The 12,812-nt window shown below is 45.7% G+C and carries 8 protein-coding genes; 7 read left to right on the forward strand and 1 reads right to left on the reverse strand.

The window, feature by feature from the left end:
- Positions 1 to 4 precede the first annotated feature (4 nt).
- Entirely contained in the window at positions 5 to 973 is a 969-nt protein-coding gene (locus D0T51_RS08075; protein WP_163727708.1) for a helix-turn-helix domain-containing protein, read from the reverse strand.
- Between the two features lie 548 nt (positions 974 to 1,521).
- Here D0T51_RS08075 and D0T51_RS08080 point away from each other — a divergent pair.
- The 7 genes from D0T51_RS08080 to D0T51_RS08110 all read left to right on the forward strand — a co-directional run bounded on the left by D0T51_RS08080 (position 1,522) and on the right by D0T51_RS08110 (position 12,428).
- A complete protein-coding gene (locus tag D0T51_RS08080) occupies positions 1,522 to 2,085 on the forward strand; it encodes a DUF3575 domain-containing protein (protein WP_255495802.1) in 564 nt (187 codons plus the stop codon).
- A 15-nt stretch (positions 2,086 to 2,100) separates the two neighbouring features.
- Positions 2,101 to 2,616, forward strand: a complete 516-nt coding sequence (locus D0T51_RS08085) for a hypothetical protein (protein ID WP_163727713.1) — start codon at positions 2,101 to 2,103, stop codon at positions 2,614 to 2,616.
- A 10-nt stretch (positions 2,617 to 2,626) separates the two neighbouring features.
- A complete protein-coding gene (locus D0T51_RS08090; RefSeq protein WP_163727717.1) occupies positions 2,627 to 5,059 on the forward strand; it encodes a hypothetical protein in 2,433 nt (810 codons plus the stop codon).
- A gap of 147 nt (positions 5,060 to 5,206) precedes the next feature.
- A complete protein-coding gene (locus D0T51_RS08095) occupies positions 5,207 to 7,660 on the forward strand; it encodes an FISUMP domain-containing protein (RefSeq protein WP_163727719.1) in 2,454 nt (817 codons plus the stop codon).
- Between the two features lie 30 nt (positions 7,661 to 7,690).
- Positions 7,691 to 9,823, forward strand: a complete 2,133-nt coding sequence (locus D0T51_RS08100) for an FISUMP domain-containing protein (protein WP_163727722.1) — start codon at positions 7,691 to 7,693, stop codon at positions 9,821 to 9,823.
- Positions 9,824 to 9,941: 118 nt separating this feature from the next.
- Positions 9,942 to 10,961: a FimB/Mfa2 family fimbrial subunit gene (locus D0T51_RS08105; protein WP_163727725.1), complete on the forward strand. Its 1,020-nt coding sequence runs from the start codon at positions 9,942 to 9,944 to the stop codon at positions 10,959 to 10,961.
- Between the two features lie 126 nt (positions 10,962 to 11,087).
- Positions 11,088 to 12,428 carry a BACON domain-containing protein gene (locus D0T51_RS08110; RefSeq protein ID WP_163727727.1) on the forward strand — a complete coding sequence of 447 codons (1,341 nt, stop codon included), beginning with the start codon at positions 11,088 to 11,090 and terminating at the stop codon, positions 12,426 to 12,428.
- Positions 12,429 to 12,812 lie beyond the last annotated feature (384 nt).

Raw genomic sequence — 12,812 nt, forward strand, 5'->3', positions numbered from 1 at the left:
AAATTTATAATGTATCGACTGCTTTACGCTGTTTATTGAAGAAGAGTAGCCTTTCTTTTTCGCCACTTTGGGAGATAAGGATAGAGGATGTTTTCAGGGTGTGGATCCATCGTTTCATTTTCATGCAAAATGCTTTATCGTAGGTGATGATGGCATGGATCAGGTGAATATTCAGGTAGTAAGCCCAGAGATCGCCTGCATGCAGATATACATGGGAAGTGTTTATATGCATGGAGGCTGCATATAAATCGAATTTGTTGTCGGTACCGCTGTATCTTCCTTCAATAGCCATCGTTTCGAGCTGATCCAGTAATGAAAACAAATCTTCTTTTATGGAGAGGATATCTTCTTTGCGGATGGCATCGATGCTTTCGTAGTATTTGATATCATTCACCAGGTTGGGAATGATTTGGCTGTCCCAAATGAAAAATGACTTTTTATATTTCTTCAATAATGACAGTTCGAAAGTCATGGATTGTTGTTTTTTTTCATCAATCTGAACGGTTTCAAAGTGTTTGTATATCTCCTGATGGGTATAATAACGTCCCCATTTGAAGAGGTAAAAACGGGTAAGTTGTTTGTATGGTATATAAAAGAAACGGTTCAGAGTGCCCATGGCTCCACCTATCTCTGCATCTTCTCTGGAAAGAGCCTCTTCGTAATGGATATATTCCTCTTCCTGTAGTTCATAATTCAAATCATTTGTCTCCGAAATCATGGGAAGCTCGAATTTAATCGTTTTCAGGTTTTTCTGAGAGAAGTTTTCCAATAGTTCGTCCAAGGAGATCTGGTGTTCTTTTGCAATGAGCCCCATCTCGTCTACGGAAAAACGGACACTTCCCCGTAGCCGTCTATACACTGAAATCTTATCTAAATTAAGCAAATCTGCAAGAATGTTGGCCAGTTCGGATTTTTTAGGAACTTTCTTGTAAAGAGCTTCCAAAAAAAGAGAATGTAATAGTTTCTTTTCCATAGCCATTAATTGCTTTGATTGTATACTCGTTTGGCATCTAAACCTATGGAAGTCTACTCTTTTCTTCCGGTAGACACCTCTTTTCTATGATTAAATATAGGGTTTATATTCTTGATAAACAAATATTTAAACTTATTTTAATTAGGAAGGAAATTCCTCTTTTTTTCGTAAGTCTTGTATTTGAACAGATGAACGGACAAAATAGTACATATTGATTAATTATTTTTTACATAAAAGTATACGAAAACAGCTATTTCTCATTTGAAGAACAGAAAATGATCCATGATAGAATCTTTACTGACATTTTATGTTTGAATAAAAAGGAAGTACCTATAACCTTTATTTTTTTTGTCTCCGAATTTTTGCTTTTTGGTCTTTTATGTGCTTGATAGCCTCTTTTATTACGTCTAAGTTTGTATTGAAAAGAAAAAGTGACCTGTAGAGGTTTTATCGTAATGAATTGTCTACCGTATCAGGTTCTTATTACCTGATTGATTCTGAAGAAAAAAGTAACCAAGAGTGATTTTCAACCTTTTTTGACACATACGATGTATAAGAAATACGTTATATTCTATTTATTCTTGTTTTTCATGCCCCCCATTATCTTAAACGCGCAAAAGATAGGTGAGAAAACAAACCTATTCTACGGGGCATCTACCACACCGAATATAGGAATAGAAACATCCTTTTCCAGGAGATGGACTGTCGACCTGTTGGCAGGTTATAATCCCTGGTCCTTTTCCGGAGAGACCAGCCTTCGTCATTGGCTTGTTCGGGCGGAACCCCGGTTTTGGCTGTGGACTCCTTTTATGGGGCATTTTCTGGGTATACACGGTATGTATGCCCGGTATAATATAGGGAATCTGCCTTTCGGAGGCGATTTGGAAAAGTATACCTTCAAAGGGGATGTGTTTGGTGGTGGTTTTTCCTATGGATACCATTTTATACTGAAAGGGCGTTGGGGATTGGAATTATCCTTCGGTCTCGGTTATCTGAAATTTTCTTACGACAAATTTACTTGCAAGGATTGCCGCGAGTTACAGGGGAGTTACACACGCAACTATATAGGCCCGACACGCGTAGGAATTTCATTGATCTATATGTTACAATAAACGGCTGTTAGGAATATGAAAAAGCGAAATGTACATATGTTTTGGGTAGCGATTTTTTTATTTGCTTTACCTATTTATGGGCAGGAAGCAGACAAGGAACTGGCTATTCGTATATCCGATCTGAGAACGGTATACCGGGAGGATAGTTTGTATATCCACTTTCGGATTCGCACACAAGGCATTGACCTGCGAACCGACCAACGCCTACTGCTGGAATTTTCCCTGAATTCAGCAGACCGCAAAGCCGTTCTACCTACCGTTCTTTATAGTGGAAAATTGCGTGCCCGCTACGATCGTCGTTACCGCTTACTCTCTGTACACCATGCAATGCATACCCCTTCCTATCAGTTTATAGGGGTTGATAAAAGACATATATATGATTTCGACTACAAAGCGAGTCTTCCTTATGGGAAATGGATGAACCAAGCTGTGTTTTCTCTCAAACAAATATTTGAAACCAATGGCCGGGTGGAGGTGAACGAGCAACGGCTTAGTTCGGAAGGGGGATGGAAAATAGAGAAAGGCAAATAGATAATTACGAATGAAATTTTGGAATAACATATACGTATGGTTTATAGCCGGAATATTTTTGACTTCCTGCTCTAACGAGATTTCCCATTCGGAGACTCTGCTTCCGTCTTCGGAAGAAGGGGCCAGGTTGGAGATTAAACTGGGTAGTCTCCGTACACGTGGGCATAACCCCATCGAAATACTCGCAGGAGAAGCCGAAATCCAATCTGTCGCCTGTTTTGTCCGGATCCCTGACTCCGGTAAAGTAGGTGATCCCGACTATAAACAAGGCACATTCCTTTCCTATTTTATTACGGAAGATGAAAAGATCGTGGATAACCAGGATGGTACATTCTCTGTTACACTCCGCATACAAAGTCCGCATTTTACCGGTAAAACCGATCTCGCCGTGATCGCCAACTTCCGGGAAAATGGACTCACAGCCGCTTTAGAAAGCGTAAAACATTGGGAGGATCTCTTTACATTGACCTCTGCAGAAGTCACAACACAAGGAATCACGATGCCTCTGCTTATGTTGGGGTATAAAGAAGTGACACTTGTGGGTTCCGGGACTGTCAGGGAAGATCTTTCTCTCAAACGTTTGGTTGCCCGGATTGACATTGAAAATCAGGCAGCCCAGGCGGCAGTGAATCCCTTCCTCTTGCATTCCGCCGAGATCATTCATCCCAAAGCTTATACCTATATTGTCGAAGGGAATGAAAATACCTATGATATACCCGTCCGGCAAGAAGGGTTTAATAAAGTACTTTCCGAAGACCAGGTACATATCAACGGGCTCTACACCTACGAAGCTGCAGGTGATGGTTCCGTTCCCCATACCGCATTGTTAATCAAAGGCAGCCTTGGCGGCAAATCTTATTCCAAACGCATCGAACTGATGCAGGAAGGGAAGCCCGTTCCCCTGTTGCGTAATACCCGCTATTGCTTCCTGTTGAAACCAACAATAGAGGGAGTCGATATCGAATGGTCCCTGGCCATCAGTGAATGGTCGGAAGGAACCACCATACCAGTCAAACCCACCTTCCGCCCCCCTGTCTATCAGGATATTCGTTTCAAGAATGCAGACGATCAGGATGTGACACAGAATTTCTGGTACGCCGATACAAAAACAGCCTATCTCAATCTATTGGATGAAGGCTATAAGATAACCTTTGTCGTAGAAAACAGGCAAACAACAGAACCAACGCTTTTCCTCACGCAGGGATCCTGGCAAGAGCTGGGGCTTGTTACGGAGGAAGACAAAGAACGGTTTATCCAGAAAGTGGGGGTCATACAGGAAAATGGTATATTTTGGGAATTGTATGAAATAACCTTTCCGCAACAACCTGCCGGTAATTTCGAGATGGAAGTACGAATAGAAAATACGATACAGCCTGATTTCTATGATAGTCTCTATCTGCACTATGCTCCCGACTACACCTGCCAGTTAGAAGATTTTCTCTTTCAAAACGAATCCGGAGGGGATGTGGATCCATTCTATTGGAATCCGCAAACGCGGACGTATCTGATAGATCATATCCAACCCTATTATAAGGTCTATTTTTCCGTTCGTACGATCCATGGAACCACCTATACGCTTACTCTTTCCGATCAGGACAAGAGCGACCTGGGGATCCACTCTGTGGAGGATATCCTTTTTAAATACAATACCGAGGCTGAAGGAATCTATACCCGTGAATACTACGGTCTTATCTTCTATCAAAAGCCGCAGGGAGATGTCAAAGCAGAGATACGGATCAGCAATGCGGCTAACCCGGCGTATTACGATTATATCCTGTTGGATGCCAACCATATCATTTATCCCGGCACCCCTATACGTGCCGTCCGGATCGGACCGCTCTACTGGGCGCCTGTCAACGTCGGACAGACCTTGTTGGAGGCAGCTACACCTTCAGCCGCTTCCACGGGATCCTATTTCCAATGGGGACGTAACAATGCATTCACGCAAAACCCCGCACCTGCCCGTGTCCAGGGGCCGGTGAGTCTTTCTAATGCCTTGGAGGGAAATAACAAAAATCAGTTTATCTACGGAGTATCTCCGGCATATGACTGGTTGCGAACGAATACCTCCGAGCAATATGCCCGAAACCTCTTATGGAGTACACCGGCGCATGCGCCTTGTCCTGATGGCTGGCGGCTGCCGACACAGGCAGAGCTTATCCGGTTCCGGGATGCCCGCAACGGAACGGTCGTTGGTGAACATGGGAAATCCCGCCGTTATGTGACAGGGGACGATGGGCAAAGGCTCTACTTCCCTTATATGGGGAATATACGACCGAACGACGGATATGTCAATGCCGCCGCTATCTACCGGGATATCAGTCTCTGGGCAGCCGATACCCATCAAGCCTTGCATATCCATCTCGACCTGAGTGTCACTGTGACGCAGGAAAGTCCAGCGAATGGTTATGGACTGCGGTGCGTGAAGCAAATGGAAGATTGAGAATTGAGTAAAATACATACGTTGACGGTGGCAAAGTGATTCACTATACAAATGTGACATTATAACATATAAAACAAAAATAAAACCCTTTCAATGAACATGAAAAAGAGAACAGTATTGAACAAAATTAACAGAAACAAAAAAAAGATGAAACGAGTGAAATTAGTATTACTTATGGTGCTGACAGCTTCCTTAATGATCTCCTGTCAGGACGAGAACATCGGTCAGGGAACAATCCTCCCGCCCAACCCTGCCGGTGAAGATGTGGCAGGCTTGGTATTACATATCGGATCTGTCCAGACACGTGCCAACCCGGTCGAAGTACTGACGGGAGAAACCGATGTGAAGTCTATCGCTTGCTTTGTGCGTACCAAGGAGCAGGGTACGGTAGGCGACCCAGCCTACAAGCAGGGCGCCTTCCTGCCCTTCTTTATCACCGATGCTGCGGATATCACCGACAATGGCGACGGCAGCTTTAAGATCAACCTGGAGGTATATAGCCCCAGTGTTGCAGGCAAGACCGATGTAGCGATTATCACGAACTACAAAGAGAATGGACTGGAAACGACTCTGCAGAAAGTAGAGAAGTGGGAGGATCTCTTCCGGTTGGTAAGCACTCCGGTGACTGCAACAGGTATGGCGACACCCCTGTTGATGTTTGGTTACAAAGAAGTAGCCCTTTCCCATACCGTACCTGCCGTAGAGACGATCAACCTGCAGCGCCTGGTTGCTCGCTTCGATATCGAGAACAAAGCCGCCAATGCGCCGAAGAAACCTTTCCTGTTGAAATCGGCAGAGATTATTCACCCCAAGCAATATACCTATCTATTGCCGGGCAATGAAGATACCTATGATATCCCGGTACTTGACAGCGGCTTCAATAAGGTCAACAGTACAGACGACAAAAACATCAAAGGTCTCTATACCTACGAAACCGCCAACGATGGAACGGTCGCCCATACCACCATCCTGATCCGGGGTATCCTCGACGGAAAGGCGTACAACAAACGCATCGACCTGATGAAAGCAGGTAAGATTATTCCACTCGAACGCAACACCCGCTACCTGATTACCCTCACCCCCGCAGCAGAAGGCGAAGGCATTGACTGGGCCTTTACCGTTGACGACTGGTCGGAAGGAACGATTATCCCTGTCAAACCGGAATATCAAAAGCCGGTGACAAGTAATATAACCTTTGAAGATGCAGCAGGTAAATCGATTACCACCAATACCTGGGATAATACGATGAAAGCCTGTCAGTTGGTCACGGTAAATACTGGTGATAAGATCAAGTTTTCAGTGGAGAACCTGCAGAATACCAAAGCAGTAGCCAACTTTATAAGCGGTGAATGGGCTGATCTGGGCATTACCGATGAGGCAGGCCAAAAAGCTTTTATACAGAGAAAATCGTCTACGGTTGAAACCCGTACACTGATCAAGGAAGAATACGAGATCACCTTCCCGGCGATGCCGACGAACGCTTTTGAAATGGAAATTCGTCTGGAAAGCGAAACCAAACCGGGGTATTTCGAAAGTTTCCGGGTGACCTTCCAACCGGATTTTAATTGTAAGATTGAAGAACCGAAGATGATTAACAAGGCTGGTAAAGATATAACGATTGAGAACTGGGATTTATCTTCCCAAACCTTCTATGTTGACCAACCAACAGCCAATTATAAGATCAGTTTTAAAATTAAAACCTTCCAGGGGGCAAAGGCTGAGATAACGGCAATCTCAGGAAGTCTTAATGATCTGGGTATTGCCCAAAAGGATATTCGGAAGACAGGTACTACTCCAAGTGGAAACTATGTGATTGAAACATATGAGGTTACTTTCCCCAAGGCAGTGAACAAAACATTCAAAGCCGAGATCAAGATTTCTAATACAGTTAAATCAGAAAGCTTTGAAAAGATAACATTAAGAAGTGATATCGTAACATATCCTAATGCTGGGCGTGCCGTGCGGATTGGAAATGTGTATTGGGCTACGTTAAATGTAGGAGCGACTACTACGGATAATACCGATAATGGGACCCTCGCTTCAACCGGATATTACTATCAATGGGGACGGAATCAGGCGTTTAATCCACATGCCTCGATAAGTAAAGCAAAAGGACCTACCGAATGGAGTAACCGCGATAACAGTACTTTTTATTATAACGACAATGCTTCCACCCAATACGACTGGTTGCAAGACAATGGATCCGACCGTATTACCCGGGATGCCTACTGGAGTACCCCGGCCAATACCCCTTGCCCCGCTGGTTGGCGCCTGCCGACTAAAAAGGATGGTGAATTGCTTTTGGCTGCAAGAAAAGGGGAACTTATTCTGGAAGAGACCAAAAATCGCCACCGCCTTACCGGCAGTGATGGACAGTACTTATACTTTCCGCGGACGAGTTATTTAGATTATGACGATGGAGTTCAAACTTGGTCGGGGTCATCAGGCTCTACCCATGTGTGGACCTCTGATAAAGAAACTTCTTCCATCAATAAATCAGAAGCCCACATTTTGATGCTTGAAACGTGGGGTACTATGATTTTCGTTCCAGGTCGTTATGTCTCTACCGGCTACCCCATCCGCTGCGTCAAATCCCTCTAATCTTATTCATTTAAATAAAAGAAAACAACAATGAAACATTTTAAAATATTCATAACAATTCTCACTCTGTTTTTCACCGTTTTTGCGTGTAGTGAAGCAGAAGACGGCCCATTCGTCATTGAGCCGGCAGGCGATGGAACGGCGCTGTTGACGATGCGCATCGGCGATATACGTACCCGTGCAGATAATAATTTCACGGCTGATTCGACCGAGAAAGAGATCAAGAGCCTGGCCTGTTTTGTACAGACCTATGGAGTAGGTGATCCCGACTCACCGGATTACAAACCCGGAGGCTTCAATAAATACTTTTCCACCGAGGCTGTGAAATCGGAAATGGGCATGGAAAGTAACTTGACACGCCAATCCGAAGGGGTTTATGATGTGACCATCGCTGTACACAGCGAAGGCTTTAACGAAGACAAAGGAACAGATATGCTTTTTATCGCCAACTACCAACATACGGATCCGGCGATCGACCTGACCGACGAACTGAAAGCCCTGGAGAGCTGGGAGGAACTGCAAACGATGGTGACCCAAAAGGCAACGCAGTCGCCTACTGCCCCGTTATTGATGTACGCCCGGAAGAATCTGGTATTGGTCGAAGGCAAGACACAAATCTCCACTGCCGAGATGAAACGTATGGCCGTACGGCTCGATGTGGAATATGTCGAGGATCTATTGCCGGGAGAGACGAAGAAGTTCAACCTCACCTCGGTGCAGTTGCTCAATCCCAAAGAGCGTTCTTTCCTTTTTCCGCATAAAGAGGATGAAGTGGATGAGATTGATGTGGCGACCTCCTTCCCGGAGGTAACACCCGATACAAAGACCCCCGATCTCATCCGGAAGATTTATCTCTATCCGGCGTCCAACCGGAACGATACGCAACCTACCCGGATACGGATCAAAGGAACCTACCGCGATACCAACCTGCCGATCGATAAGATAATCGACTTCGTAGATGACACGGGTACCAGCCTGCCATTGGTAGAGAATACCCATTACTCCTTGCAGATATCCCCGGCGGGTGATAATGAAGAGCTGAATTGGAAATTCACCGTGGCCGACTGGAGTGAAGGACGCAAAGTGGAGGTCGCATCGCCACAGGAGCCTGTGGTACTCAAAAATATCACTTTCACCCCTGCCCAGACGACACGTTGGGATGCAGCGAAACGCTCGTTCAACATCGACGGCCTGGCGGAAGGAGCCGAGATGAAGTTTGCTGTGGAGGGATACAGTCCGACCACCTTCGATGTACTTGCTCTCTACAACCGCAATGCCTCGTCGGTCGGAATCACTGACCCCGCCAACCTCTCAGCCATTGTGACACAAGAAGCGACTGTCACCAAAGTAGACCCCGCCACGCAGAAGACTACCTTCACGCAGAACTACACCGTCGCTATCCCTTCCCAGGAAGGACGTGAACAGGTGCCGATAGAGGTGAAGCTCTATATCCGCAGTGCGGCCAATTACAACAATGCCGATTCTGTTGTTTTCACCTCCCTGCCCGATTATAACGGGATTGCCGGATTGAAACCGGTGAAGTTCGCCGGCCAGTACTGGGCACCGGTGAATGTAGGAGCGACAAACCTTACCTCCGGCGATAACCTTGCCTTTATGGGGTATGTATATCAATGGGGACGGAATGATTTCAGAAGCGAAACACAGATGTCTTACGATCATACGGATGTCGAAAGAGGGCCGGTAAGTTATGCGCAGGCAACAGGGGTTTTTATCAATAAGTTTATTAAGAATCCGGATGAACCCAGGGACTGGTTGATTTCGGAGGATGCCTATAAACCTACCCGCGATTTGTTATGGAGCAAGAATGTGAACGACAGTCCTTGTCCGAAAGGATGGCGTGTGCCACGGGTAGATGAGCTGGAAAAGCTCGTACATGCCAATCCTTTGGGAATCGCTGATCTCTCTGAAATGAAGTATACCATTCAGGCTGATGAGGCTGGAAAAGAACTGATCTTACCGTTGGCAGGCTATCGTGGTAATAACGGCGAATCCAACCAAAGAGGTGTTACTGGCTACTATTGGTCATCCTCTTTCTCGGCGAATAACAACGCAGGGTATCTTTATCTGGGAACACACGCAATAATAAGAACAGATTACATCTCCCCTGTGGTAGGAGCGAGTCTGCGTTGCATACAGGAATAAGTCACAAGGCATAACAGCCCTTTCGGTTTTTGCAGAGTTAGAAGAGAATTTTTTTAAGGAATAACTGAAAACGGACAGGACATATCGCCTGTTCGTTTTCAGGGAATTCCGGAAGATCATGAAAAGAATAAAAAAGAGAGTGAGTCTATGGATAGGGGTAATAGGGATAGTATTCATACTACCCCCTTCGTGTGCGATCGACGAGGAACCGTTGACCTGCTCTTATAATGTACAACTGGCATACTGGTACACCCGCGAATGGACAAAAGAGGAGAATATGGTATCGAATTATATCTTCAGAATCAAGGAATATGTGTTTGATGAAGAAGAAATTCTCTATCAGGTAAATACCCTATTGGCAAGTACGGGCAATACCCCATTCGTCTCGACCCTGACACTGCCCCCGGGGCGGTATACCGCCGTGGCATGGGGAAACCTCTCCCGGATCGCGAACGACTGGGAACCGGTGGTCGGGAGTACCACCCTGCAGGATATGCGTATCCACCTCTCGACACCCTACCGGTCGGCACATCCGATAGGAGAGGGCGAAACCGATGCCGTCCAGGGGAATATAGATCCGCTCTTTTACGGGTATACGAATTTCTCTGTCGAAGAGGGTAAAACGCAAAGGATACGTGTTGGGATGACACATGCCCACCTCTTATTGGATGTGGTGGTCAAATGGGCCAAGAATGCGCCTGTCAACACACGTAATTTCACCTTGCGCCTGAAGGAGGTACCAAGCGTTTACGGTTTCCTGCCGGGATATACCGAACCGCGGAGTATCACCTCGGCAAACCCGGTCGTACACCATATCCCACAAGTGCAGGAAGACGGTTGTAAAAAAGAATACCGCTTGCCTGTCACGATGGATATCGGGCGGTCACTCAAGGGGGAGTTTGTCACCAACCGACTGACCGAATCTTCGCACCCGCTCTTGACTGTCTATGCCGGGGATACGCCGCTGATCAAAGAGATTGACCTGGAGAAATATTTCCGCACGATGCAGATCGGACTGAGACAGAACCTGCGGCAGGAGTTCCGTATCCAGGTAATGATCTATGAGGATCGGGTAGAAGTATCTCCACTCGTTTTCTCGGATTGGGAGAATGGGGGGACGATTGGGGGAGAGCTTTAGGGAATTGAAAATTGAATCATAGATCGCTTAGCGAAGCGTAAAGCAAAATGGAGAATGGAGAAAAAGAAAAGGATATTAATTAAAAACAAAAACAAAAACAAAAAGAGAATGAAAATGAAAAAGAAAATGAAATTTTTAGTAGTAGCCTGTATAGGCTTGGTATTGGCGGCCTGTAACGATGAGCCAACGGAAGCATTCGCTTTTCCTGAAGGGGAAAAGGAATTGGTATTTCAGTTTCCCGGTATCGCTTCCGGTAATGTAGTGCCTTACACCCGGGCTACGGCTACGGAGGCGGAAAATAAACTGGCCACATTGGATATCTATGTGTTCAAAGGAAAGGATGATACCGCAGTTTTGGAACGTATCTATCACAGTAAAGAAGGGGACGATACACAGGAAAATGTATTCGTTATCTCGCAGAATGGGGATGTGGAGTCGGCTAAGATCTCCGTACCTATGGCGAGTGATAACAAAGAAAAAGTATTCTTCTTCGTCGGCAACGGGCGCCATATCCTCTCGTTGAATACAGCGAAAGCGAATGTGACGACACTGGGTACTTTCAAAGACTTCAAGGTCGATGCCTTGACTCCAGCTACCCCTATCACACCTCCTTTGCTGATGACAGAAGTCATGTCGGTAGCTGACCTTTCGACACTTTCCGGGGTGCAGACGGTAACCCTGACACGGCGGATGGCACGTTTCGATATAAACAATGTGGCTTCCGAATCCAATTTTCAGATCGAAGAGATCCTGATCTTCGGTGCACGTCCCTCTACCCGTATCTTTAAGAATGCTTCCGCTGTGGACGAAACAGCAACGATTGCCATGGATGCAATTACTTTCACCAACCTGCATGCCAACTCCAATGACGGGGTGGTTCCCAGTGTATTCTATCTCTATCCGACCCTGAACCTGGGAAGCCAGGGAGAAAGTGAAACCGAACTCTCATTGGTCGGTAAATTGCCAGGTACCAGTACCAAACTGGTTTATCCGGTTAAATTCATGGCGCCCTCAGTGGCCGATCCGGATGTGATGGAGCACCTGAAGATTACAGCGAACCACCGGTACATCATCGAGGTACAGAAAGCGGATGTCTCTCACATCGGGGCTACGCTCAAAGTCGAAGAATGGTTAAACGGTACAGAATTAGAAACACAGATCGAACCGGGTACGATCCGCGTCTTGGATGCGAACGGACAGGTGATAACCGACAATACCGTCACCGTCGCTAAAGCAGATACTACCCTGACGCTGAAAGTGGAGGCAAGCAGTCGCTGGATTGTCGATCCTCTCCCTTCCACCGTTGACTGGCTGACCGTTTCGGGTGTCGATCCGACGGAGGTAGGTACCGAATTTAAGGTGAAAGTAGAGGCGAATGCAACCACTCATCCGCGTTCACATATCCTCTATGTACGTAATGCCGCAGAGAAATCAATATTACAACCTTTGATTATCAAGCAGGAATGAGGAATGAGGAGTGACGGGTAACGATTAACGATTAATTATGAGTGATGAGTGTTTAGTGATGAGTGATAAGTGTTTAGTGATGAGTGATAAGTGTTTAGTGATGAGTGATAAGTGGATTGAAGAGCATGAAAGATTATAATTAACAATTTATAATTAACAATTAAAAAGAGGTATCTCGGCTCCTCTTCTTGGATAAGAAGAGGGGGACCGCCGGCGTAGCCGGGGGTGGAGCAGTTTGATATATTATCATGCGGTTTGATGTGTTATTGTGCTGAATGTTAAATAGGTATATCGTAGAGAAATGGCTATGAATAGTTACTCTAAAATAAGTATATACATTTATAAAGAATTCAAACTGCTCCACCACTGCAAGCAGTGGTCCCC

The organism is Parabacteroides sp. 52, from assembly GCF_010500925.1.
In the GTDB taxonomy this organism is placed as follows: domain Bacteria; phylum Bacteroidota; class Bacteroidia; order Bacteroidales; family Tannerellaceae; genus QVMG01.